The organism is Niastella sp. OAS944, from assembly GCA_024809215.1.
Classification (GTDB): Bacteria; Bacteroidota; Bacteroidia; order Chitinophagales; family Chitinophagaceae; genus Niastella.
The window spans coordinates 277174-303334 of sequence record JANUBW010000002.1 but is presented as its reverse complement, the minus strand read 5'-3'; the positions used below and the strand labels follow the sequence as shown (position 1 = coordinate 303334).

Annotated in this window: 21 protein-coding genes; 13 read left to right on the top strand and 8 right to left on the bottom strand. The window is 44.7% G+C overall.

The window, feature by feature from the left end; all coding sequences use genetic code 11:
- The first annotated feature begins 10 nt into the window (after window positions 1-10).
- Window positions 11-709 (top strand): tRNA pseudouridine(55) synthase TruB, encoded by a 699-nt coding sequence (gene truB / locus GGD38_RS11845; protein WP_375300641.1) that lies wholly within the window; start codon window positions 11-13, stop codon window positions 707-709.
- 157 nt (window positions 710-866) lie between these two features.
- Here the strand turns inward: truB and GGD38_RS11840 are convergent, their stop codons facing one another.
- Window positions 867-3074, bottom strand: a complete 2208-nt coding sequence (locus GGD38_RS11840) for a BamA/TamA family outer membrane protein (protein ID WP_375300642.1) — start codon at window positions 3072-3074, stop codon at window positions 867-869.
- A 180-nt stretch (window positions 3075-3254) separates the two neighbouring features.
- Here GGD38_RS11840 and GGD38_RS11835 point away from each other — a divergent pair, with 180 nt between their 5' ends.
- Entirely contained in the window at window positions 3255-3983 is a 729-nt protein-coding gene (locus GGD38_RS11835) for a TrmH family RNA methyltransferase (protein WP_375300643.1), read from the top strand.
- Between the two features lie 135 nt (window positions 3984-4118).
- Here GGD38_RS11835 and GGD38_RS11830 read toward each other — a convergent pair whose 3' ends face one another.
- The 3 genes from GGD38_RS11830 to GGD38_RS11820 form a co-directional block, all read right to left on the bottom strand.
- Window positions 4119-6005, bottom strand: coding sequence for a DUF3857 domain-containing protein (locus tag GGD38_RS11830; RefSeq protein WP_375300644.1), 1887 nt, complete (start codon window positions 6003-6005; stop codon window positions 4119-4121).
- A 29-nt stretch (window positions 6006-6034) separates the two neighbouring features.
- Window positions 6035-7972, bottom strand: a complete 1938-nt coding sequence (locus GGD38_RS11825; protein WP_375300645.1) for a DUF3857 domain-containing protein — start codon at window positions 7970-7972, stop codon at window positions 6035-6037.
- 160 nt (window positions 7973-8132) lie between these two features.
- Entirely contained in the window at window positions 8133-10049 is a 1917-nt protein-coding gene (locus tag GGD38_RS11820; RefSeq protein ID WP_375300646.1) for a DUF3857 domain-containing protein, read from the bottom strand.
- Window positions 10050-10417: 368 nt separating this feature from the next.
- Here GGD38_RS11820 and GGD38_RS11815 point away from each other — a divergent pair, with 368 nt between their 5' ends.
- Complete coding sequence (locus tag GGD38_RS11815; protein ID WP_375300647.1) at window positions 10418-11350, top strand: TraB/GumN family protein; 933 nt, start codon at window positions 10418-10420, stop codon at window positions 11348-11350.
- A gap of 154 nt (window positions 11351-11504) precedes the next feature.
- On the opposite strand, the gene GGD38_RS11810 is transcribed toward GGD38_RS11815, so the two are convergent.
- A complete protein-coding gene (locus GGD38_RS11810; protein ID WP_375300648.1) occupies window positions 11505-11921 on the bottom strand; it encodes a nucleoside-diphosphate kinase in 417 nt (138 codons plus the stop codon).
- 359 nt (window positions 11922-12280) lie between these two features.
- Between GGD38_RS11810 and GGD38_RS11805 the strand changes: the two genes are divergently transcribed.
- Window positions 12281-13288: a bifunctional oligoribonuclease/PAP phosphatase NrnA gene (locus tag GGD38_RS11805; RefSeq protein ID WP_375303819.1), complete on the top strand. Its 1008-nt coding sequence runs from the start codon at window positions 12281-12283 to the stop codon at window positions 13286-13288.
- A gap of 20 nt (window positions 13289-13308) precedes the next feature.
- On the top strand, window positions 13309-14280 hold the full coding sequence (locus GGD38_RS11800; RefSeq protein ID WP_375300651.1) for an FKBP-type peptidyl-prolyl cis-trans isomerase: 972 nt from the start codon (window positions 13309-13311) through the stop codon (window positions 14278-14280).
- A gap of 191 nt (window positions 14281-14471) precedes the next feature.
- On the opposite strand, the gene folP is transcribed toward GGD38_RS11800, so the two are convergent.
- The gene (folP, locus tag GGD38_RS11795) at window positions 14472-15293 is read right to left on the bottom strand and encodes a dihydropteroate synthase (RefSeq protein WP_375300652.1); all 822 of its coding nucleotides are present in this window, start codon (window positions 15291-15293) and stop codon (window positions 14472-14474) included.
- A gap of 271 nt (window positions 15294-15564) precedes the next feature.
- On the opposite strand from folP, the gene GGD38_RS11790 reads away from it, so the two are divergent.
- The 7 genes from GGD38_RS11790 (at window position 15565) to GGD38_RS11760 (ending at window position 22733) form a co-directional block, all read left to right on the top strand.
- Complete coding sequence (locus GGD38_RS11790) at window positions 15565-16695, top strand: BT_3928 family protein (RefSeq protein ID WP_375300653.1); 1131 nt, start codon at window positions 15565-15567, stop codon at window positions 16693-16695.
- A gap of 106 nt (window positions 16696-16801) precedes the next feature.
- The gene (locus GGD38_RS11785) at window positions 16802-17851 is read left to right on the top strand and encodes an ABC transporter permease (protein ID WP_375300654.1); all 1050 of its coding nucleotides are present in this window, start codon (window positions 16802-16804) and stop codon (window positions 17849-17851) included.
- A 17-nt stretch (window positions 17852-17868) separates the two neighbouring features.
- Window positions 17869-18765: an SMP-30/gluconolactonase/LRE family protein gene (locus GGD38_RS11780; RefSeq protein ID WP_375300655.1), complete on the top strand. Its 897-nt coding sequence runs from the start codon at window positions 17869-17871 to the stop codon at window positions 18763-18765.
- A gap of 236 nt (window positions 18766-19001) precedes the next feature.
- Window positions 19002-19637: a hypothetical protein gene (locus GGD38_RS11775; protein WP_375300656.1), complete on the top strand. Its 636-nt coding sequence runs from the start codon at window positions 19002-19004 to the stop codon at window positions 19635-19637.
- 151 nt (window positions 19638-19788) lie between these two features.
- Entirely contained in the window at window positions 19789-20211 is a 423-nt protein-coding gene (locus GGD38_RS11770; protein WP_375300657.1) for a hypothetical protein, read from the top strand.
- Between the two features lie 35 nt (window positions 20212-20246).
- Window positions 20247-20807: a DUF4256 domain-containing protein gene (locus GGD38_RS11765; RefSeq protein ID WP_375300658.1), complete on the top strand. Its 561-nt coding sequence runs from the start codon at window positions 20247-20249 to the stop codon at window positions 20805-20807.
- Between the two features lie 972 nt (window positions 20808-21779).
- Complete coding sequence (locus GGD38_RS11760) at window positions 21780-22733, top strand: hypothetical protein (RefSeq protein ID WP_375300659.1); 954 nt, start codon at window positions 21780-21782, stop codon at window positions 22731-22733.
- 84 nt (window positions 22734-22817) lie between these two features.
- Here the strand turns inward: GGD38_RS11760 and GGD38_RS11755 are convergent, their stop codons facing one another.
- Together GGD38_RS11755 and recF are read right to left on the bottom strand one after the other, a co-directional pair.
- Window positions 22818-23099 (bottom strand): DUF721 domain-containing protein, encoded by a 282-nt coding sequence (locus GGD38_RS11755; protein ID WP_375300660.1) that lies wholly within the window; start codon window positions 23097-23099, stop codon window positions 22818-22820.
- 45 nt (window positions 23100-23144) lie between these two features.
- Window positions 23145-24272 (bottom strand): DNA replication/repair protein RecF, encoded by a 1128-nt coding sequence (recF, locus tag GGD38_RS11750; RefSeq protein WP_375300661.1) that lies wholly within the window; start codon window positions 24270-24272, stop codon window positions 23145-23147.
- Window positions 24273-25142: 870 nt separating this feature from the next.
- Between recF and pdhA the strand changes: the two genes are divergently transcribed.
- Window positions 25143-26138, top strand: a complete 996-nt coding sequence (gene pdhA / locus GGD38_RS11745; protein WP_375300662.1) for a pyruvate dehydrogenase (acetyl-transferring) E1 component subunit alpha — start codon at window positions 25143-25145, stop codon at window positions 26136-26138.
- The last annotated feature ends 23 nt before the right edge of the window (window positions 26139-26161 follow it).

The window sequence follows — 26161 nt, the reverse complement described above, 5'->3', positions numbered from 1 at the left end:
TTTCGCGCCAATGCAAGACGCGCAACAAAATATTTTTGCTGAAGGACAGGTTTTATTGATCAATAAACCGCTTGAGTGGACATCCTTTGATGTTGTTAGAAAGATCCGTAATACGATAAAAATAAAAAAAGTAGGGCATGCAGGTACGCTCGATCCATTGGCTACCGGTATGCTCATTCTTTGTACCGGTAAATTTACCAAGCGCATTAATGAGTATATGGCGCAGGAAAAGGAATATACCGGCACCTTCACCCTGGGCGCTACCACGCCTACCTACGATCTCGAAAGCGAGCCCACCGATCTTAAAGATTACAGTTCCGTTACGCCTGAACAACTGCAGGCCATTGCCCTTCAGTTCACCGGTGAGTTAATGCAGGTGCCGCCCATGCATTCGGCCATTAAAAAAGATGGTAAACGGGTGTATGAACTGGCGCGTAAAGGGCAAACCATTGAGCTGGAGCCGCGTAAAATAACCATTAAAGAGTTTGAGTTTACAAAGATCGAACTGCCTGTTGTGCATTTCAGGGTGGTGTGTTCAACCGGAACGTATATCCGCAGCCTGGCCAATGATGTTGGTAAAGCCGCAGGTTGCGGCGCCTATCTCAGCAGCCTTTGCCGCACCCGTATTGGGGCGTTCACTTTAGATAAAGCAATGACCATGGAGCAGGCGTTTGAGTGGATTAAGAAAGAAGTAGGAAGTACGAAGTAGGAAGTAAGAAAACTGCATAGTAGCGAGGCTCATGATAATTTATGAGCCTCGAATATAGACTTTCACGTTTCATCCGCCAGCTGGCGGACCGTTTCACGATTGCCGATTGCCGACGAAAGTTAAAACCACACAAGTTACAATTCAAACAATATCATTGTTAAAAGGGATAACCGATGCCCAACTGAAACTGCCCATTCAGTATTCTTAGATCATTGAACCACCCATCGTTCTTATTGGCATATAATGGGTCTTTTATTTTATAGGCCCAGTCGAGCCTGATAAGGAAGAAGTCAAAATCGAACCGCAAACTGCTGCCGGCGCCAATGGCCAGGTCTTTATACAGCCGGCTGAAATTGAACGAAGCTTCCGGTAGCTTTCGGTTGGTGGAGTCATATTCAGTGCTCCATATATTCCCCATATCAACAAACAGGGCGCTGTTCACTTTAATACCGGCAATGGTGGTTATATTAAAACGGAATTCGGTATTCAACTCAATTTGCATATTCCCAAAACGTTCGGCACTGGTACCGCCCTTTTCATATGCATCGGAAGAGCCGGGACCTAAACGCCTTATCTGCCAGGCCCGCATACTGTACGGACCGCCCGCAAAATAGGCCTTAAAAAAGGGCAGGTTGTTCTCTTTTACAATGGTGCCCGTGTCGGTTTTACCATAAACAAATCCATAACCGGCAAAAGCCCTGAAGGCCCAGCTTGAGTGGGGATTATTAATATAATGTTTAAGCTCACCGTCTATCTTTATAAACCGGGCCAGCGAACCCAGCTCCAGTTTTTTTATGAAGCCAAACAGGGCCCCGCTTTCTTCTATGCGGCCCCGCAGCAGGGTAAGTTTATTGTCTTTCTCAATACCGGTCGACAGGCTTAGCACCTGGCTTATGATTAATCCGTCGTTAAATGCATATTTATAAGAACTGATCTTTTTTTCCAGTTCCCTTAAAGTATCTGTTTTTATTACGTCGGTGTACTCATAGTTAAGAGGGATATACTGCCAGGTCTTGCGCCATCTTTGTCCAACCTGGTCCTGGTCTTCGCGGCGGCGGCCTTTTACCCACTCATACCCCCAGGAGGCATTGAACGATCTTGATTGAAACAGTAATAACCTGTCGGTGTATGATGCGTTCAGGTTTAACAGGGTGCGGGGAGCAATAAGGCTGTCGGTACGTATTTTAACAGGCGTAATGAACTTGGGAAAGTTAATGCTATGGGCCAGGCTGGCCTGCAGGGTTTGAATGATATTTGTACCTAATTCTATTCCAAACCGCGCATTGGTAACTGTTTGTATGGCTTCGCGATAGGCATTACGGTTTAGCAGGCGGCCGTTCAAACCAATACCAAACAACTGGCCAACTGCAAGAATTTCGCTTACGTTTCGGCTGGTTTCAATTGAAGTGTTCATGTTATACTTCGTATTGGGGTACAGCCGTATTTTGGTATCGAGCATTGGTAAACTGCTGTCTTTACCTTTACGTTCCTGCATTTCAATATCCACGTTTTTCCAGGCCCCCAGGCTGGTAAAAACATTATTGGTACGAAAATACCGTCGTTGTGAATAGAGCGCGCCCGGTCGCAGGCCAACATTATTGGCTATAAAGGGCAGTTTAAAACGCCGGGAATTATAAATGATGGTATAGTTCTTTATTTGGGCCGTATCATGAATGGTTGAATCGAAGGGCTCGTAACTGGCATCGGGGTAAACCGTTATATTACCGATGTAGTATTTTTTCAGGCGGCTGCTGTCTTTTACCGGGTGTTGTTTAAATACGACATTGATGGTTGGGTTTTCCCTTTTTTTACGCAGCGAATCCAGTAGCCGTATCTGTTCAAACGGATCCAGGGAAGGGTCAATAAGCGCTGCCACTACCGTATCTACTTCTGCAAACAGGTCTTCCTTGGTTAGTTTATAATAACCGTTGTTGCGAAAAACGGTCACCAACCTGTCGAGCTCATCCGATACTTTTTGTATGGAATAAGGTTCGGTCTTTTTCAATACCGATTTATCAACCTGCCGCAAGGCCATCCGCTGTAGCTCGGCGTCCCGGAAGGCATAGCCTATAGAATCGAGCCGCAGCACTTTACCCGGCGTTACTTTAAAATGTACATGAGCCCGGTATGGGTATTTACTTCGCACCGTATCGATGTGAAAGGTATCGGTTATTACCGGGCTAAAATATCCCATTGAATGCAGCAGGCTGGTCATGAATATGCGCGACCGGCCAATATTTACCGAATCAAATACCGGCGGTTTTTTCAGCGCCCGAACAATCCCCAGGTACGTGATAACACGAAGTTTAAGGCTGTCGTCGAGCTGGTTTTGCAACCTTTCGAGCAGCTGAGGCTTGTCGGCCACATTGCCGTTGATATCAATTATGGTCTTATAAACAAAGGGCTTATCCTTTTGAGCATTATTAGTGATTGTGCAGGAAGTTATAAACGCCGAAATGAAAGCGCAGTAAGCTATCCACCGAACCAATCTAAATACTGTAACTTGCCGGGCTAATGACAACATATTTTGTTTAAACGGAATGCAATGTTGATTAAATCGCAGGTCAAATATATTCAAAGTTTAAGCCACAAAAAATTGAGAGATAGCGAAGGGGTGTTTGTGGCCGAAGGTCCAAAGCTAATTAACGAATTATTAAGTGCCCGTTTGCCGCTTCAGGAGCTGTTTGCGGTAAAGGAATGGATGGAAGCGCAGCCGCAGCCGCTACCCACTACCGTAACTGAAATAAGTCAGGGGGAGTTGGAACGTATCTCGCAGCTGCAAACGCCTAACCAGGTGCTGGGAATTTTTAAAAAGCCCGATTTTTCGGCGAATAAGCCTTTACGAAATACCGTTTCCCTCATGCTCGACACCATTCAGGACCCGGGGAATTTGGGTACTATTATCCGTTGTGCCGACTGGTTTGGCATTTCTCACGTGTATTGCAGCACAGATTGTGCCGATGCCTGGAGTAGTAAGGTGGTACAGGCTACTATGGGCAGCATTGCCCGGGTACAGGTGGCTTATGGCTCATTGGAGCAGTGGCTTGAGCAGGCCCCCGGTTTACCAACCTATGCCGCCATACTTAATGGCACCGATCTTCGCAAGCAGCCGCCCATTAAAGAGGGTATTATTATTATTGGGAATGAATCGAAGGGCATCAGCGATGCCATACTGGCCCGGTGCAGCAACCGGATAACCATCCCGCGTCACGGCCAGGCCGAATCGCTGAACGCAGCAGTAGCGACGGGAATTATTCTTTCGCATATTATTTGACGGACGTTATAAGTTACAGTTACCGGTTACCAGTTACCTGTTACCGGGCCTTGAATTTCGGGGTGCCCGACAACCAAGCGAGCACACTGCAATGGAAGCCCTGGAAACCGGAAACCGGTAACTGGTAACCCGTTTCTATTCTTTCCTGATCACGATGCGTTGGGTTTCATCCAATAAAATATCATCAAAGAATTTTTTTACATCGGCATAACCCGCCGCTGCGATCTTATGTTGTTTTAATGTAAGTGTGGTTGAAACGTACACCGCCTTTTCGGTTTCGTTGTACCAGTATCTGGTGCTGTAGGTGGCATTGGGATTGGTGAGTTCTTTTGCCTTTGGCAGCGCCTCTACTGCAAAACCGGCCGGCAGTTTGAAAACCGTAGTGTCGTTATGTTCAAACGGAAAAGAGAAATAAAAATCCTGGCGGCGATCTTCGGCTTTGGGAAGCACCGTGGTCCAGAATTTATAAATGCGCGGACTAATAAATAATTTATTGCCTGCATTGAATTCATGTATCTTTTCATAAGCGGTTTCAAGCGTGGTCGTATACGGCCCGGTACCTTCTTTTAACCTGAGTAAAAATTCATCGGGTTGTTTAAAGTTCAGGGAGTGCACGATGTATTCTTTTTGATCATCGGTTTTTTCCTCGATGATGTATTTCATTTCGTCTTTGTACTCCCCGGTTGTTTTAAACGTCGTAAAGGCTGTGCCCGAGCCGTCGTCCTGTAGCTTTATTGCCGTATGCACATAGAAGGTGTTCTCTGTGCTGGTGCTTGTTGGGGTGGCCACCAGTACGCCACCGTTTTCGGTTATCAGCAGGGCATTGCGGTTTTCGGTAAATGGCCCCAGCACATTATAATCATTGGTGTTGCTGGTGCACTCAAGCCAAACCGTATCTTTTTGGAGCGGTACGCATAAAATAACATGGTTGCTGAATTTGGAAGGAAAATCTGAATCCATAGCCACCGCATTTTTTCCCGCATTAATTACTGCGCTGTAGCTATTGATGCCAACGGCCGAAAGCATAGCCTTCATGCAATTGCTAAGTGCCTTACAATCGCCATATTTTTTCTTATCGGTGAATTCGGCTGAAAAAGGCCGTAAGCCGCCAATACCCAGTTGAATACTTACATAGCGAAAATTCTTCTGCATGTATTCGTACAGTTTTTTGATCTTGTCGTGATTGTCGGGAATGTCTTTTACCATGTCCTTAAAAAAGGCTACCCGGTCGGGTGGTAATTTGTCGAGCCCTTTGTACAGGTTGGCGTACCATGAGCCAAAATTCTTCCAGCTGCTTAGGTCGCCTTCAAAATCGTCGAACTTAAACCGGTTGGGCGCCAGCATTACATAAGGGTAAGGGCTAACCGCGCCGGCTTCGTGTTTTATGGCGGGCAGGTTTTTGATGGTCCAGCGGTAGGTTTTATAATCACCTTCCTCCGCCGTTTCAGGTTTTATGGTTATGTTCTTTTCCTTATACCGCAGATCGAGGTTTTTAGGCACTTTAACCGTAAACACCGATGATTCCACGCTTTGGTTGGCATCCTGTATGTCATAATTGGGGAACATCAGGTTGCCTTTAAAACGCACCGTATATTTTAGTTCGTAAGTAACCGGGTAGGTGGCAGAAGAAAAGCTCACCGAAGTGACCTTTCCGTCGTCGATAAGGCCGCTGAAGCTGGCCTGTGTGATCATATCTTTTTGTTTGTACCGGTTCACTGGCCGGCCAAAAGCGTCGAATATTTTTACTTCGGCATCTTCCAGTATCCGGTACTTATCGGTGTATTCTGCAAAATGTAATGCTTTTTTACCCTTTTCGTTCATTACCGTAACAATCTGGTGTACTGTGTATGAGCTTCGGTCAATATCCTTTACTTCAAACTCTATATTTTCATATCGTTTGATTATGTCGGCGTCTTTTTTTACTATATCGGGCATCGACGACAGGGCGTACAGGGTGGTTACCTGGGCTTGCGTGCTACAGGTAACAAACAGGGTGGCTACTATCAATAAACACTTTTTCATATGCTACAGTGTTTTCTACGTTCGGCGTTTTATCCTTTCTTTTTAATGGTTATTTGTTCACTCAAAATGGCAAATAACTGTTTGTAAAATTCCTTAAAATCCGGGTATTCCTGCACGGTAAAGAAAGGTTTTTTAAATTCCAGGCTCACTCTTACCGACAGTCGGTTATCTTCTGCCACCAGGCGCCGGGTTATGGCAATGCTGGTATCGGGCATTATCATTTTCATATTCTTTGGCAGTGTTTCAAACGAATAAGCCTCAGGTATTGTTATATTGGCAACAATGTTATATGACTGGTTTACGCCAAAGAAAACGTCTGAAAAACGCGAATCGGCCAGGAAGGGATTTTTCTCGAGGCGGGTGAACAGGTTGGTTGAAAAGTATTTGTATTCGCCGGAGGCGCTTACCGGCAAGCTGAATTTTACTTTTTGAATGAGTGGCAGGGTATCATTGTCGAGGTTCTCTAAAGCAAGGCTGTCGACCTTTACACTTTGGGTGGCCCGAAAGTATTTTTCAAGGAATTTGGTTTTGTCCTTTCTGGCTTCTTCAACCCGTTGCACCCGGTCGTAATCGTAGCTGTACATAGCGGCATTGCCATTCATAACACCGTTATCGTCGACGTTTGCCATCATAATGAGGGTGTTCTTCATCATGGTCTTATCGTTCCATAAAGGCCGCCAGCCCCATTCAAAGGTTTCGGGTTTTTCAATGACCAGTCCTTCAGAATACATTACGTCCATGGGGATAAGGCCCGAGGGGGTATTTTTTTCAGTAGCGTCAAGCACATAAACCTTGTCGCCAATTTCAACATAGGCCATTACTTTATCAAATTGCGCCATATCGGCAACAGCGCTGGTAATAACCCCGTGTTCGCGGGTGCTTACCAAAATGGCATGTGCCTTTAGACCGGCATCTTTAAGCAGGTTAACCAGTATGAGGTTGATCTCGCCGCTGGTACCTTTTTTATCTTTCCAGGCCGATTTAACGCCATTCAATGCCCAAATGTTCCGGTACCCGTTCCATTCCATATTCTTGCGAACATATTCATGTATGGTAACCATTTTACGATATGGGTCGGTTACCTGCTTTAACTGTTCATCAAGATCGGTTGTACGCGGAATGTTTCTTTTTAACTGCACCCCAAAATCTTCATCTTCCATCAGGCTTTTGATCTGTTGGGGCCAGGTTTTAACCAGGTTTTGGCGGTAGGTAGGAAAGTTGATGGCCTGAAACCTGAGATCTATACGTTGCAGGTAATCTCTATCGCAGCTGATGTAGGGCTCATCGCGCAGGGCCGGTATGTTCTTCATGGAATAGGTTTGAATGCTGCGGTTTCCCTTGCTATCTCTGTTGTTTTCATATGGCAGCACGCAAAGCGGTGATGCATACACTTCAATTTCGTTTGGAAAATCAAATCGGTAGCGGCTGTATTTTACCGGTATGCTCCGTTGAAAATACCAGTTCTCCAATGTTAAACTGCTCCATACCTGTAGCCATTTGTATTCAATGATGCTGCCCGCCTGCACATCGGGAAAAGTGAAAACCTGTTCGGTACGGTATTTATCGATGGGCTTTTCGTAAATAAGCTTTTTTTCCAATTTGGTGGTTACAATATTGCCGACGGCATCGAGGTTATAGGTTTGTGCAGTGAGGTTTTTGATATACTCAATATTGCGGTAGCTTACATAAGGCAGGTGAATATCGGCCTGGCTTTTCCCTTTGTCTTTTAAAATTTTTATGCGTATATGTCTTTCGAGCCGCATGGTGCTGGCCATTGCGTTAAGATCGAAGTACAGTTCGCCAACGTCGAACAGTACTACCGCTTCGGCTTTATCATCAAAGTCGCATGATCTCAATTCCAGGTCGGCTTTTTCTACTTTTCCAAAGGCTGGCACATCGCTGCCCTTTTGGGCAAACAACGATAAGGTGGTGGTTAGGCAGGTAACCATCATCAGTGACTTGAACATAGTGGGTTTATTATGGTTTAATTTTCGTGAAACGGCAAACGTGAAACGGCAAACGGCAATGCCAACTACCGGCCTGCTTCGCTAAGCAGGCAAATCACTTTTCCCTTAAACCTTTTCCCCTGGTTTTATATTAATTTCCGCCGAAGGCGGCCTTTCATTATCACATTCGTTTCAACACAATTTGTTCATTCATGATCTCAGCCATTTTCTTATAGAAACTTTTTACATAGTCATATTCATCGGCAGTGAATACACTACGGGCTGTTGTTATGGCGTACTTCACACTTAGTATATTATCTTTTACCTGAACGTACCTGCTTAAGGCAATGCTGGTATCGGGCATTATAAGCCTGATGTTTTTAGGCACCGTCTCCAGCTTCATCGATGAGGGCAGTGTAATGCTCTCTACAACTGTATATGATTGCAGACACCCATAGTCGATATTGGTGAACCTGATGTCTGAGATGAATGGGTTTTTGGTAATACCGCTGAACAGGTTCAGGTTTATCAATTTGTAATCGCCGCTGGCTGTTGGCGGAATAAAGAAATTAAACCGCTGGTCAAAGGGCAGGGAATCATTGTCGAGGTTTTTCACCACCAGGCTATCAACTGTTAAACCGGCCTGGTACGAGGTGTAGTATTCTTCCTTAAAGCGGTCTTTATCGCGTTCCCAGACCCGCAACCGGTTAAGCCGGGCGTAGTCGTAGCTTTGAATAAGGGCCTCGCCCTTTATATTTCCGTTTTCGTCAATGGCGGCGGTGATGTTTACCAGGTTCCTGTCCTGCTTTTCGGTTTCAGTTAAAGCAACAATGCCGCCTTTCTTACGGTGTACAACAAAGGCATTTGTATTGATAACAGAGAATGGTATCATAAACGGCGGCGTGTAAGGGCCTGCCGCATCAAGCACATATTTTTTGTCGCCAATGACCACATAGGCCATTACTTTATTGAACTGATCGAGAAAAGGTACTTCGGGATTTACTTTACCATTACCTCTTGTGCTTACCAGCAGGGGGTATGCTTCCAGCCCGCTTTCTACCAGCAGGTTTATAAACATCAGGTTTATTTCGCTGCTGCTGCCTTTTCTTTTTTCCCAGGTATCCTTAACGCCATTTTCTGTACCAAGGCCGCCAACGCCGGTCCAGGTGAAATTCTTGAACACAAAGTGGTAGATAGACGTCATTTTTTCATAAGGCGTGCTCATGGCCTTTACCTTGCTGAGCCAGTCGGCCCCAACGGGAATGTTCTTATTCAGCTGTAGTCCAAATGACTGGTGTGTTAGTAATTCGCGGGTAAGTTCTTCCCAATTGGTTCGCGTTTTTGTAGTGCCGCCAAAAGTACCCTGGTAACCCGAAAGCTGAAACTCCACATGTTGCAGGTAATCTTTTTCTGCATCCATATACGGTTCATCGCGCAAACCGGCAATACTGTCCATGCCAAAATAAATTCGTCCGGAATTTTTCTCCTGTTTTATTTCAATAGGCAACAGATCGCTTTTGCGTACCCGGTAGGCAAATTCGTAGTTGGGCATAACTACCAGGGAGAACCGGCTGTGCATTACGGGCAGTTCGCCCTGAAAATACCAGTCTTCGAGATGGCTGTAATATTTTATAGTGGTGGTGTATTTATATTCTATGATGCTGCCGGGCTGTACATCGGGCATGGGAATTCTTACAACGGAAAGTATGTCGTTTATTTTTTGCCGGTAGATGGCAGATGCGGGAACATTTTTGATCTCAGGAACATTATTGCGGTAATTGCAGGTGTAGGCTTCTATGCCATTGATGTATTCTAGATCGTCTTTGTGATAGTAACGAATTGAAATATCGCCGTGCCGGGTTCCTTTGGGTTTAAGTATTTTCAACCTGATCCTGCGGTTTACAATAAGGTTGTGCTGGTCGTTATTGTCGGCCGATGCTTCGTCGAAGAGTACTACGGCATCGGCTTCTTTATCGAATGAACATTCGGTAAGAGTTTGTTCGGGATAGGGAATTTCTCCAAATTCGGGCAGGGGAGTTTGCGCCGCACACAATTTTACCATTGCCAGCCACAAACAGCTACAAACAAAACGTTTCATGTACAAATGCTTTAAGCAATAATTGGTTATGAATACAAAATAAGCAACACGCATTTGAGCAAACAATTTGCCCCGTACAGCCGTTTAATATTCTTATCGGTATTCAGGAATAGCGTGTCTGATTCGTTTATTCCGGTTACCCTGATCTTGTAAATTTATTCGTTCATTTCAACAAGCCGGTTTAGCTTTGTTGACGCACCTCTTTAGATAGCTGCAACCAAAATTATATTAGAGTGGATATGCCTGGTATATGGAGGGTGGCAGGGTTTCATATGGGTGTAATTAATTTATGCAAGTATAATAAAAAAAAGAACCATATTCACCAGGTAGGATAAAAGCAAGCAAATATGTTATCGAAAAAAGCAAGTATGTTAATTTTTTATATAGCAGTAGCTATGGCCTCATTTGGGCAACAGCCTGCCAAACCGGGCAAAAAGGTATCGGCGCCGGCGCCAAAAGCGACTTCTAACCAATTAGATAACACATTGTTATGGAAGATCAGCGGAAATGGGCTTTCACGCTCGTCCTATTTGTACGGCACCATGCATGTATTGTGTGCCGGTGATGCCACTATTAGCGATAGCCTGAAACTGGCCATCAAATATGCCGATCAAATTTACTTTGAGCTTGATATGGACAATATGGGCGAAATGCTGGGCGCCATGAAATACCTGCGGATGAACGACGGCAAGAAGTTATCGGAATTGCTGAGCAAGGAAGATTATGCCAAGGTGGAAGAATATTTTAAACATAACGCGGTTCCCCTGCCATTGGCCATGATGAACCGGTTCAAACCCTATTTTATTTCAAGCCTTATTGGCGAGCAAATGATGAGCTGCGATCAAAAGAACGGGATGGAAGAGCTTATTATGCGTGAAAGCAAAAAGTACAACAAAGAAATAAAGGGGCTTGAAACAACCGAATTTCAGGCTTCGATCTTCGACAGTATCCCATATGAAAAACAGGCCAAAGACCTGGTTAGTTATATCGATAGCATCGACAGCTACAAACAGGTGACCATGGAAATGGTAGAAGTATACCGCGAGCAGAACCTGGAGCGGATGGATTCGCTGATGCACAAAAGTGATCCCGGAATGGATGAGTACATGGACATATTGTTGTATGGCCGTAACCGCCACTGGGTTGATCAAATGCCCGAGATCATGAAGAGCAAATGTATTTTGTTTGCCGTAGGGGCGGGGCATTTGCCCGGCGAGCAGGGGGTGATCAGTTTGCTAAGAAAGAAAGGGTATAAGGTTACGCCGATGGGGAATTATAGTAAGAAAACGGAGAGTTTGTAGGCAGTTGACGAGTTGACGAGTTAACAAGTTGACGAGGAAATACAAAGTCAAAATCTCATAATAAAGAGGCCCCGACGGTAACGTCGGGGCCATTATTTTTTAAGCTGCACAGAGTGACCTTGTCAACTGTCAACTTGTTAACTTGTCAACTAAACTAGAATTGCTCCAGTCCGCTAAAGAAGAAATTACCTTCAATAGCCGCATTTTCATCGCTGTCGCTGCCGTGGATGGCGTTTTCGCCAAGTGAAGTAGCGAATAGTTTGCGAATGGTGCCGGCTTCAGCCTGGGCGGGGTTGGTAGCGCCGATCAGGGTGCGGAAGGCAGAAACTGCGTTATCTTTTTCTAATATGGCGGCAATGATAACTCCGCTGCTCATAAACTCAACCAGTTCGCCATAAAAAGGCCGTTCTTTATGCACGGCATAGAACTCTCCGGCTTTTTCCTTGCTTAATTTGGTCAATTTCAACGACACAACGCGGAAACCTTCCTTAATGATCCGGTCTAAAATGGCGCCGGCATGCCCGTTCTTCATGGCGTCGGGCTTAATCATGGTAAACGTGCGGTTACTCATACTATCTTCTTATTTTGGCCGCAAAAGTAAGGAGTTTCCAGTTACCGGTTACCAGTTTCCGGTTTTCATGGTAACCGGCGTCCCCGAAACGTAAGCGGCCGTTGCATGTTACAGGGTACATGTTGCAGGGAGTACAAAACACATGGAGGCAGTCTCTGAAACCTGTAACCGGCACCCCACAACTGTATTTTGTTTCCGGGTAACTGGCAACTGGTTTTACCTGTAACCTGTATCCTGCAACCTGAAACAGCTTGTTTGCTCCTTAAAGCCTGTAAACAGTACCCGGTAACCTGAACCCGGGAACCGGCAACTATTCTTTTGGCAATTGACCTTTATTTCCGCAACTTTGCTGCCGCTTCATGAAACCTATACAAGACATATACCCACTACTAACAACCCCACACAATGTGGTGATTACCACGCATCAGAAACCTGATGCGGACGCCATGGGCAGTTCGCTGGCCATGTACCATTTCTTAACCTCTTTCGGGCACTCTGTAACCGTAGTTTCACCTACCAACTGGGCCAAATGGCTCGATTGGATGCCTGGCTCTGCCAATGTGATCGACTATGAACTACAGCGCGACCGCGGGGAAGCCGCCTTACAACAGGCCCAATGGGTGTTTTGCCTCGATTTTAATGTGCTGGTACGTATAAAGCACATGGCAAATTCGGTACGCAATGGTTCTTTTGACCGCATTTTGATCGACCATCACCAGCAACCTGAGTCGGCCGTATTCACCTGGGGCATCAGCGATACCGGTAAAAGCAGCACCTGCGAAATGGTGTATGATTTTATCGTAGGGTCGGGCTATAGCGACCGTATTACGCCCGCCATTGCCGATTGCCTGTATGCCGGGGTTATGACCGATACCGGTTCGTTCCGGTTCCCTTCGGCCAGTGCCGCCGTTCACCGCATGGTAGGCGACCTCAAAGAACGCGGGCTGAAACATACCATCGTACACGAGAATATTTACGATAATTTCCTGGAAAACAGGCTCCGTTTTATAGGGCACATTCTGCTGCACCGGATGGACCTGTATTATGAATATAACACAGCGCTGATCTATATTCCCAAAAAAGACCTGTTGCGCTATGAGGTGAAGACCGGCGATACCGAAGGGCTGGTAAATTATCCCCTGAGCATTCAGGGTATAAAACTGGCTGCCCTGGTGATCGACCGCGATGAGGAACGGAAATGGAGCTTCCGCAGTAAAGGCGATTTCGATGTAAATACCTTTGCCCGCACTTATTTTGAGGGTGGCGGCCATTATAACGCTGCCGGCGGCCGCAGCAGCGATCCGCTCGATGTAACCATACAACGTTTCATTGAAGCCATGCGCGAGAACGCATTGCAATTACAATAAAATTTTATTTAAATATTCAAATGAAAAAAACAACTTTAATATTAAGTGCCTTATCAATACTGGCATTGGGAGCCTGTAAGAACAGCGGGTTCAAAAAAACGAAGAGCGGCATGCTTTATAAGATCATCGAAAATGGCAAAGGTCCATTGGTAAAACGTGGTGATGTTATTAAGATCCAGTTCGTTCATAAATTAAGGGATTCTGTACTGGCCAGCTCTTATGAGCAAATGCCTTTCTATGCAAAGGTAGACAGTGTAGGCCCCGTTTACGATCCGCAAGAGATCTTCACCATGCTGCACAAAGGCGACAGCGCTGTGGTGATCCGCCTGGCCGACAGCCTTGCTAAAAAAGCAGGTCAGCTGCCTGAGTTCATCAAACCAAAAGATAAGCTCATTTTAACATTAAGAGTTGTAGAAGTTTTCACTGCTGATAGCCTTGCACAAAAAGACCAGATGGCTGAAATGCAAAAAGCACAGCAACGTCAGGCCGAAAAACAACAAAGCCTGAGAGCTCCTAAAGTAAAAGAGATCGAAGATTACCTGGCTAAAAATAAGATCAATGCAACAAAAGCACCCCAGGGTACTTATGTTGAAGTAAAAGAGGTGGGAACCGGCGCCCAGGTTGATTCTGGTAAATATTGTTCTATTCGTTATACCGGCAAAAACTTCCCTTCATTGAAGGTGTTTGAAAGCAACATGGAAGCTGGTAAAGAACCTTTCAGTGTAGTAGTTGGTACACATGCCGTTATCCCTGGTTGGGATGAAGGTTTGAAATATTTCAAACAAGGTGGAAAAGGTACATTGTACATTCCGTTCTTTAATGCCTATGGTGCTCAACCTGGTCCTGGCGGTCAGCAGTATGAGAACCTGGTATTTGATATTGAAGTGGTAGGTGTAAGCGATTCAGCGCCAAAACAACCACAGGCTCCGCCAATGCCAATGCCTCAGGGACAACCGCAGCAGCACGGCGCAGGCGATGGTCATAATCATTAATGGTTTGTGGTTTATGGTTTGTAGTTTGTAGTTGCTCCGCGCTTTGGAAAGCATTACTAAACTCAGCAGACTAAAACTTTGAATAATAAAAAAAGCATGTTACTTTACTGGTAACATGCTTTTTTTATTTTGAGAACAGCTATTGTTAACGACTGCCGAACCGGAGACAACCACAAACCTCGACCCACAAACTACAAACTACAAACTAACCTTATTACTTCTTTCGCTTCTTTCACATCATGCACCCTTATTATATTAGCACCATTCAACAATGCCACGGTATTTAAAACAGTAGTTCCGTTAAGGGCTTCAGCGGCGGTTATGCCCAGGGTTTTGTAAATGGTAGATTTACGCGAAAGACCAACAAGTATGGGTTTATTGAGCATTTTCAATGCAGCCAGTTCTTTAAGCAGCGTAAAATTGTGGGCAGGGGTTTTGGCAAAGCCAAACCCGGGGTCAATAATGATATCGGTAATGCCCGCCTGATGGCATTCTGCGATCTTTTGAATAAAGAAATCGAGCACCTCGCGGGTCAGGTTTTCGTAGGTTGCGTGTTGTTGCATGGTGGCCGGAGTGCCTTTTATATGCGAACATACATAGGGCACCTTTAGTTCCCCGGCAACGGTTAAAATGGCCGGGTCAACCAGTGCCGCGCTGATATCGTTGATAATGGAGGCGCCGGCAGCTACCGCTTCCCTTGCCACATTTGCATAATACGTATCTATTGAAATTATGGCTTCAGGAAAATTATAATGTAACGACTCTACAGCACCCGCTACCCGCTGCAATTCTTCTTCAGCGGAGATCACAACGCTGTTGGGACGCGTGCTTTGTCCGCCAAGATCCAAAATATCTGCACCGGCCTTCAGCATTTGTTCGGCTTGTTTTAAAACGCCGCTTTCGCCCATAAAACGGCTTCCCTCGTAAAACGAATCGGGCGTGGTGTTAATGATGCCCATTACCAACGGTTTATCAATCACCAGTAACCGGCCTTTACAATTCAATGTATACATTAATGTTTGTTCGTTATTTTTAACCACAAATGTAACATACTCATTTGTATGTTATATTTGGTTGTTAGTTGACGAGGAGTTGACAGGTTGACAAGTTAACAGGTTGACAAGGAGTTGAAAAGTTGATAGAGGTGATAAAGTTGATAAAGGCATTCTGTGCGGCGGATCGTTTTACAATAGCGAGGCTTAAATTTTCGAGAATTATTGCCGATTGCCGATTCACGATTGCCGACCCACGTACCCTAAATCTATAAATAGACTAATATCTTGTATGAGAATATTACTGAACATAACCCGTATCATCGTAGGCGTTCTTTTTATTTTTTCCGGATTGGTAAAAGCCAATGATCCCCTGGGGCTCAGCTATAAAATGCAGGAGTTCTTTGAGGTATGGGGCATGGGTTTTCTCGATAGTTATACCTTAACTTTTTCTGTGCTGATGATCGCGTTTGAGATCATCGCCGGCGTAGCTGTGCTGGTAGGCTGGCAAATGCGCCTGTTCAGCTGGCTGCTGTTGATCCTGATCGTTTTCTTTACCTTCCTTACGGGTTATGCCCTGTTCAGTGGAAAGATCCGTGAATGCGGTTGCTTTGGCGATTGTATTCCTTTAACGGCCGATCAGTCATTCATGAAAGACCTGTTACTGCTGGTGCTTATTGGTCTTATCTTTTGGCAGCGTAATAAGATCAAACCTTCGCTTAATATCACCTACAGCCTGGTAGCGCTTTTCTTTACAACTGTATTCTCATTTGCATTTCAGTGGTACGTGCTGGTACACCTGCCGGTAAAAGATTGTTTGCCTTATAAAATTGGCAATAACATTCCCGAAAAAATGCAGGCGCCGCCAGGTTCTATCCCGGATAGTACAGTGATCACTTTTGTATATGAAAAAGGTGGTAAACAAATAGAGTTTACGGCCGATAACTTCCCGGCCGATTATGATGATGCTACTTATAAATTCGTAAAGCGGTACGATAAACTGGTACGTAAAGGCAATGCTTCACCAGCCATCAGGGATTTTGCATTAAAAACTTTATCGGGCAACGATTCAACCCAGGCATTACTGAACGAAGATAAGTACCAGTTGTACTTCTTTTTGAAAGATGGTTACAAAGTAAAAGAGGAATGGACGAAGTTGCTCACGCTCATTATGGTGAAAGCGGCTGAAAAACATATCACTGGTTACATGGTAAGTAATGTGCCTATAGAAAACCTGCGTGTGAACCCGCCAGATGTGTTTAAAGTATTTATGCCCCTTAGCTGCGACCCCGTAGCCATTAAGACCGCAGCACGTGCCAACCCTGCTTTATTCTTAATAAAGAAAGGTACTATTATAAATAAATGGAGCCATGCAGACTTTGATCAGGCATTGTTGGTGGTTAGTAACCTTCCTGGTATTTAGGATATGTTGCAAGTTACAGGTCGCAGGTTGCAGGAGCCCTGAAACCTGTAACTTGTAACCTGTAACTGATTCTTAGTAGTAGAAAAATGTTTTAAATAGTTAAGCATTGATAAAATACTTTACACGACGCATTTTGTATGGCATCCTGGTGATGCTGGGCGTTATTGTCGTTGTGTTTTTATTATTCCAGGGATTTGCCGATCCCTCGCGGCTTGTTATGGGCCAGCGGGCCGATGCGGCCACGCAGGAGAACATCAGGCGTGAACTGTACCTCGATCAACCCAAATGGAAACAATTTGTGTTGTTCGTAAACGATCTTTCGCCTATTGGTATTCATACCGATAGTGAAATAGAAAAGAAACAACTGAAAGGGTTCTTCATAGGCAGCGATATTAACCTGGGGCTTAAAGTGCCCTACCTGCGCCGTTCTTACCAAACAAAGAAAAATGTGGGCGATGTATTGATGGAAGCCCTGCCCGGCACCTTATTGCTGGCGGTGGCAGCCATGTTCATTGCCGTTGCACTTGGTATTCCATTGGGCGTACTGGCAGCGGTGAAAAAAGATACCTGGATGGATACTTCCGCCATCTTTACCAGCGTGTTGGGCATATCGGCGCCTTCGTTCTTTATGGGTATCGTTATTGCTTATTTGTTTGGGTTTGTTTGGAGCCATTACACCGGTTTACATATGACCGGCAGCTGGCGCGATATGGATGAATTGACCGGACAACCATACTGGTCATTACAACATTTATGGTTGCCTGCTATCACATTGGGAATTCGTCCGCTGGCCATCATTACCCAGCTTACCCGTAGCTCTATGCTCGATGTGCTGAACCAGGATTATATCAGAACCGCATATGCCAAAGGGTTGTCGAAAAGGGTAGTGGTTTGGAAACATGCTTTACGCAATGCATTGAACCCTGTTATCACCGCCATTACAGGTTGGTTTGCCGAGTTGCTGGCGGGTGCGTTTTTTGTAGAGTATATCTTTGGCTGGAAGGGAATAGGCAAGGTGACCGTAGATGCGCTTGAAAAGCTCGATTTTCCGGTAGTGATGGGGTCGGTATTGATCACCTCATTCTTCTTTATACTGGTGAATGTATTGGCCGATGTGTTGTACGCGGTGGTTGATCCACGGGTACGTTTGGAATAACTCAATTAAAAATCATTATGCATAAACTTATTCTGGCAACTGCTGCCATTGTAATTGTAACTTCTTGTCACAGGAAACATAATCCCCAAAAGGAGTTTAGTCAATCGCTTTTTAGGGCATATGATCATACTGCCGAGAATTTATTTACCCGCAATTGCGAAGGGCCGGCGGTGGATAAAATGGGCAGGTTATTCGTTGTAAATTTTCAAAAAGACGGAACCATTGGCGAGGTATTGCCAGATGGAAAAGTAGAATTGTTTTTAACACTGCCGGGTAAAAGTGTAGGCAACAGCATTCGGTTTACTGCAGAAGGAAAAATGCTGGTAGCCGATTTTGTTGAACACAATGTGCTGGAAGTAGACCCTGCCACCAAAAATGTAACGGTGTATTGCCACGACGACCGGTTTAACCAACCCAATGATATTTGCATCAGCAAAAAGGGCGTGGTATATGCGTCGGACCCCAACTGGCAAAAACAAAACGGACAGATCTGGAAAATAGGCGCCGACCGCAAAGCCGTATTGCTAAAAGAAAACATGGGCACCACAAATGGCATTTGTTTAAGTCCCGATGAAAAGATCTTGTATGTAAATGAAAGCGTTCAACGGCGCGTACTGGCCTTTGAACTCGATAGCAAGGGTGATATAAAAAGCGAAAAAACTTTTGCCACTTTTACCGATTTTGGTATGGATGGTATGAAGTGCGATAGCAAGGGTAATTTATATATTACCCGTTATGGTAAGGGCACCGTTGCCATCTTCAACAATGGTGGCCGCCAAATACAGGAAGTTGAATTGAAAGGTAAAGACGTAAGCAACATCACCTTCGGCGGCAAGGATGACAGAACCTGTTTTGTGACCTTGCAGGATAGAAAGTGTATTGAGAAGTTTAGAACGGATATTGGGGGGAAGTAAACAATTAATCTATTATAGGAAAGGGGACATCTTTAAGCGGATGTCCCTTTTTTTGTATTTTTTTATAAACTAATATAATACTAACACTAATACCACCACGGTTTATACCCGTACACAGTTATTGCCAAAATCTACACGTTTATTGCTATAAATGCACGGTTATAAACTGGTGCTTTGTTTTTTAAATGGAATTATTACATTTAAATACAAATATTACCAAACCTAACCTTATCAAAATGTCCGCAAAGCGATGCCTTGCCATTTGTAAGCGTATATCCCCATTTCTGCTACTTCTCGTTTTATTAAGTTGTGTCATTCATTCTGCCGAGGCGCAAAATCAGTACATACCTAAAATAATTCCGCCATCCCCCAACACTGCTACTTTATTTAAGTTTAGCGATGTGCCGGTGAGCACGTACACCGGTACCGCCAGTGTAAATGTGCCTATATACACCATCCATACGAAAGCATTGAGCGTTCCTGTCAGTCTCGATTACCATACCGGTGGAATAAGGCTTAAAGAAGAGGCCGGCTGGGTTGGGTTAGGCTGGGCGCTAACTGCGGGCGGCGCAGTAACCCGTACAATTATGGATGATGACGATTTCGGAACAAATAAAAACTATTTTACTTCTGTTGTACCGCAGCTGGAGGGCGACATAAGTTCCATTCAAAATCCGGGAACTACATTCACGCCTGTTTTTGGTCCGTACTTCTGGCAGTTTATATGCAATTATCAGATGAATACAACCGGCGGTGTGGCCGATTACACCAATGCCCTAAACAGCGCCGTACCGCCTTATGACATGGAGCCGGATATTTTTAGTTACAACTTTCCCGGTAAAAGCGGATCGTTTATCATTACCCGCGACTGAAAAAAACTGTAACGGACGTTGTTATTATGACGGTTTCAGGAAATGTAAAGATTGATGGGGGCGATAAGGTTGCCCGTTCCTCAAATTCAAACCCAAGCGACAATACCAATTATAAACCAAAAATAAATCTGCCACGTGGGCTGTAATGTTTATGAAGAAAAAATCATTAATTGGGTTGATAATCCTGGCACTTTGCGGAATACTGGTATATTTTGGGCTAAAAGCTATTATTACGCTTATGATCATTGCCTATAATGGTGAAAAAGTGCAGCTGCCGGTTGTGGAAGTGCCATCAAACTGTGACAAGTATAACTACATAAAAGTTTTATACAAAGGCAATGTTGCAGCGGTGAGTATCGGCAAAGCCAGTTGTGTTGAAAGGGAATACAGGGTAGGGCAAAAAGTAACGCTTGTAAAACATCCGGCCTATGATGCCTTTGTATGGCCCGATAGCCATCCCGAAGTAGTACTGATCTTATTTGTTGGTTTACTGGTTTTCTTATATTTCAGTACGAGAAAATATTATCACCCACCTAAAAAAGACGCACGGCCAAAGACGCGTTCAACTTTTTAAATATCTCCCTATCTTCATTCCCAAATACCACCACCATGGCCAAACACAAACTCACAGCCGAAGAGCGCGAACAGTTGCTCAAAACATTGAAAGCCCGTTTTGAGAAAAACAAAGCTCGGCATAAGAGCATCGATTGGGCCGATGTAGAAGCCAGGCTAAAAGAAAAAAGCGATAAACTTTGGTCGCTGAGCATTATGGAAGAAACCGGCGGTGAGCCCGATGTGGTTGGTTATGATAAGAAAACAGGCGAATACCTTTTTTACGATTGTTCGCCTGAATCGCCTAAAGACCGCAGAAGTATTTGCTACGACAATGATGCACTGGAAGCAAGAAAGCAAAATAAACCGGCAGACAGCGCCATGGAAATGGCAAAGTCAATGGGCATTGAAATGTTGAATGAAGAACAATACCGCGAGCTGCAAATGCTGGGCAACTTCGATACAAAAACCTCCAGCTGGTTAAAAACACCAGATAATATCCGCAAGTTGGGTGGCGCCATCTTTGGCGATTACCGGTACGGACAAGTATTCATCTATCATAACGGCGCTGATTCTTATTATGCTGCGCGAGGATTTCGTGGGTCGGTAAGCGTGTAGTTTGGCCTTGCAGTACTGCAAGAACATGTTGTTTGCTTGTTAGGTCACGTTGCAGGCGCGTTTCTTCGTCAATGCTTACCAATTTGTCATACTGCAGTCATGCAATAATCGACACCCGCGCCGATAGGTCACGTCGCAGGCATGCAAAGAACAACAAATGCTTTATTCCTTCACATTGCAGGCACGTTTCGTGCCTGTATCGCGTTGCAACGAGGTCTGTTCGGCTTGCAACATCATGTAGCAGTCAAACTCCGGCGCATTGTTGCGCAGCAAGAACGCATTGTTGCACTGCAATGTGACGTTGCTGCATGAGTGGAGGGTTCCCGCACCGTGTTTACTGCTCGTTCCGCTTTGCTTACACCAGGAAACGCGCCTGCGATGTGAAGCTCCGCTTCGTTTACTCCAGGAAACGTGCCTGCATCCTCAGGAACCGCGTTTACATAATATCTTCGCTAGCCTGCAAGCTGTAGTAACATGCCTGCAACGTAAGTAAACAGCGCAGCAATGTATAGTAGCAGTGCTGCAATGTACCGGAGCTACGCAGCAATGACGCATTGTTGCACTGCGATGTAACGTTGCTTTACGAGTGCTTGAGTAATGGTGCGTTTACTACTCGTTCCGCTTTGCAGAAACCAGGAAGCGCTGCTGCTATGTGAAGCTCCGGCTCGTTTACTCCATGAAACGTTCTTGCATACTCAGAAGTCGTGTTGACATAATCTCTTCGCAGGCCTGCAAGCGATAGTAACATGCCTGTGATGTCAGCGAGCAACACTACAACGATCAGGAAGCAGTAAACAAGGATTGGAACCATTATTCGTAAAATAACAAACCGCTCTTCGTATTTACCCTATACGTTAGTGTTTCACCACTTAACATTCTTTATTATCTATTTTAAATTGTCAGGATGTTTATTAACTTTGCGCGCACCAGAAAAGAAAGGGAATAGGGAACCGGACTTAATTTAAATATTTTATGAAAAAATCATTGATTCCCATTCTGTCCTTGTTATTTATTATTTCGCTTGATTCGTGTAAAAAAGATTCAGACAAACAACCAGAAGACACTACGCGGGTGGTAAAGGTTAGCAATTACTACACCGGCAGCAACGGTGATGAATACGATGCTACTATTTTAGAGTATGATAAGTCGGGAAGGGTCATTTCGCTTAAGGATACTTCAGATCCCAGCTCTGGTTTCACTGTCAGTTACGTTGGCGATGAAATTATTTTGCAGCAAGCACAAACCCAGCCAGGAAGTAATGTTTATTCAGCACGTTACAAACTGAACAGCAATTACCTCCCAATTCAGCGTATTACTGCTGACGGCAGGAATGATATGACTGCGACTAATCCCAGTTTTGTGTTATACGCCGATACGACCAAATTTGAATATGACGCTGCCGGCTTATTAGTTAAAGCCACAGGTGCTGGTTATGATACCACCTGGGCAAAATATAGCAGTACACAAACTTATATTAGTGCTAGCAGAAAGGTGTATACAATAAGCTATACCAACAACGATGGTAAGTTAATGGCTGTTAATATTAATGAAGCAGAAACGTATAGAACTATGCAGGTAGGAAGTAACAACTCTTCAAGTTCAAGCGCCTACAACAATGAGGAAATCTACTCGTTTGAATACACGAAAAACTACGCCAATAAAGTTGATAAGATCAACGCATGGCTGTTTGCCGAACTGGGGCTTTTATATAAAGGAAAGATCCCTATGATCAAATACGCCAATTTGCCCGACAAAATGAGCCGTATAAGAAAAACCACTCATGTTGCAAGTGGTAGTACAAACACTATAATAGATGAGCCACGAACCACTGAGGTACAATATTTACCATCAGGTTATATTTCTTCTATTACTTACACTGATAAATATGACGTAGATAAGTACAATTTTACTTATAACAATCAATAGAATTTAATAGTAAAAAGCGGCTGTATCCGCCAGCTGGCGGATGCAGCCGCTTTATTATTTTACTGAGCTTGTAGAAGAATTAATTTACTGTATCACCACATTATTAATAGCATTTTCGCCCAAGGTTTCATTTACTCTTTTTATAATGCTTTCCTTTTGATAAAGCAATTCCTGTTTCAGCGGGGCCATGCTGGTGGTAATGTACAAGGTTTTACCCTGTATTTGAATTTTGTCGGTATACTTGGCGATGGTTTTTCCCATGATCTGTTCCCACACATCTTCTATTTGCATTGCCTGCATAAAGCCTTTGAGCTTGCTATGTTTTAGAAAATGATTTAGTGCGTCGCCTAGTGAGTATTCGCCCATGGGTGGTTTTTAGTTTCTTTAACGAAGGTATGTATTTCCTACTTCTTACATCTTATTTCGTACTTCATTTTCCAGGGTAATTACCTGGTACTTCATTCCTAAATTATCAAAATGTAACTTGATCCTATCAGGGTGCGTATCCGTAATAAACACCTGCCCCAGGTTCTTTACACACACATAGTCGAGCAGGTTATGCATTCGGTCGGCATCGAGTTTTTCAAACACATCGTCGAGCAGCAGCAGGGGCGGGAATTGTTTGGCCTGTTTCAGGGTGTCAAATTCGGCCAGCTTCATGGCAAAAAGCAAACTCTTTCGTTGTCCCTGCGAAGCCAGCGCTTTGAATGGCTGGTTGTTGAGCTGGCAATTGATATCGTCTCTATGGATACCGCCGCTGGTGCGTTGAACTATGATGTCTTTCTGTCGGGTGCGTTGCAACAGATCGGTGAATGAACAATCGTGCAGCTGGCTGTCGTAATGCAGGACCAGCGACTCGGTTTGTCCGGCAATTTGTGTATAGAATGAACTCACCAGGGGTAAAAATGCCTGCAGGAATTCATTTCTTTTATTATATACATAGGCGCCATACCGGCACAGTTGCTCGTCGTATACGTCGAGGAGATTGTAATTGGTAATTCTTTTATCGGCCACAGATTTTAAAAAGCCATTGCGTTGCTGCAATACTTTATTATAATCCATCAGGTGTTGCAGGTAGCCGGGGTCGAGCTGGCAAAGCAGGGCATCGAGCATGCGGCGGCGTTCTTCGCTTCCACCTGTAATTATTTGCACATCGTCGGGGGCAATGATAACACAGGGCAGCCGGCCAATATGAGCGGCGAGTTTTTCATACGGTTCATCATTGGCCGAAAATTCCTTACGACCGGTTTCGCGTAAAATGCAAACAACTTTCAGGGGATCGCCCTGAAGGGTAAAATGCCCCTCTATGCGAAACCCGTTGGTGTTGTGCAACACGTTCTGGCTATCGCTGCGGGTAAAATAGCTTTTGGTGAAACAACAATAATAAATAGCGTCGAGCAGGTTGGTTTTGCCCACGCCATTTTGTCCGCAAATGCCTACGATCCTTTCAGTAAATGGAAAGTTGCGGGTTTGGTAGTTCTTGAACTGGGTGAGCGATATGTTATTTAGGTTCAGCAAATCCTGATAAAAAGCCTGCAATATAACACTGTTTTCTTCGTGAGGGTATTGTTAAATCGTTTTGCTAATTCAAGCCTTGTAGTATACCCCAAAATATACCGATCGGTATATGCAATTTCGTCGTTGCTCCGTTACTTCGGACCATTGCTGGCTTGCAATGGAGCATTGTTGTCTTACAATGGACCATTGCTCCCTGACATTGCGGAATTGCAAGGCTGCTACGGACCAGAAGTAAGTTACAATAATCAATTGCAACGACTATGATCGTTTAGCCAGTGCAATAAACTGAAATTGCAAGCAACAATAGTCCATTGTTGCGTAGCAATAGGTCATTGTTGGGTTGCAATGGTGCGGAGTTGCGTTGCAATGGTCGTTGCAGTGGCGAAATGGAGCATTGTTGCATAGAAATGGTGTATTGCAGGCCGGCATTACCTTATTGCAGCGTAGCAACGGTGTATTGCAGGTTTGCAATAGGGTAAATACAGCTACTTACGCGGCAAAGTTGCGAAGCAACGGTTCGAAGTAAGAAAACACTGGCGTATAACCCAAAAGCAATGTGCCGAAGCTGTCACCCAGCACATTCAGGACGGTAACCAACAATAGCGAGCATCGAAATTAATGCCCGGAAACAGGAAACTGGTAACCGGTAACCCTGGAACCTGGAACAATCTCTAAAAGTGTCATTTTTACTAAAATTTTGCCCAAAAACGGGCAACGGCCTGCATTTTACACCCAAATAACTGGCAATCAAACCATCTATTAGGCCTAAAATATCATTTCCCCATTCCATATTTCCCTTTCTTACCCTATCTTTGCCCCCGCCTTTGCTAGGCTCAGTCCCGATGGAATCGGGAGGCTTCGGCGGGGTTAAAACCTCAAATTTTTTATACAGTGGCTTCGAAATTCTCAAAAGAAACGTATTTGTACTGGTATGAGTTAATGCTCTTAATCCGTCAATTTGAACTGGCAGCCGAAGAAAAATATAAAATGGAAGGTAAGATCCGCGGCTTTTTCCACGCCTATGTAGGGCAGGAAGCTATTGCTGCCGGAGTTATGACCGCTACCCGCCAGGAAGATCCATTTGTAACCGCTTACCGCGACCATGGTTTAGCCCTGGCCAAAGGTATGAGCCCTGAAAGCTGTATGGCCGAGCTGTATGGTAAAGCTACAGGTTGTGCTAAAGGTAAAGGTGGTAGCATGCACTTTTTTGGTAAAAAAGAATACTTTTTCGGTGGTCACGGTATCGTAGGTGCACAAATTGGCACCGGCGCCGGTTTGGCCTTCGCAGAAAAATATAAAGGTACCGACAACTTATCTGTGACTTTCTTTGGCGACGGCGCCGCCCGTCAGGGAATTTTGCACGAGACCTTCAATATGGCTATGACCTGGAAATTACCAGCCATATTCATTTGTGAGAACAACAACTACGCCATGGGTACCTCTGTTACACGTACCAGCAACGTACACGATATTTTCAAACTGGCCGATGCATATGAAATGCCAGCCGATTCAGTAGACGGTATGAGCGCTGAAGCAGTTCATGAAGCCATGAGCCGCGCTGTAAAAAGAGCACGCGAAGGCGGTGGACCAACTTTACTGGAGATCAAAACTTACCGATACAAAGGTCACTCAATTTCTGACCCCCAGAAATACCGTACCAAAGAAGAAGTGGAAGAGTACAAACAACGTGACCCCATTGCACTGGTACTGGCTACCATCACAAAGAATAAATTCGCTACGAAAGACGAGATAGCAGCAATTGACAAACGCGTGAACGATAAAGTGGCCGCCGCTGTGAAATTTGCAGAGGAGTCACCATTCCCGGCTGATGATGAAGTGCTGAAAGATATCGTGATGACGCCTGATTATCCGTTCATCGTTGACTAAGCGATAAAAACCTTTAGACCCGT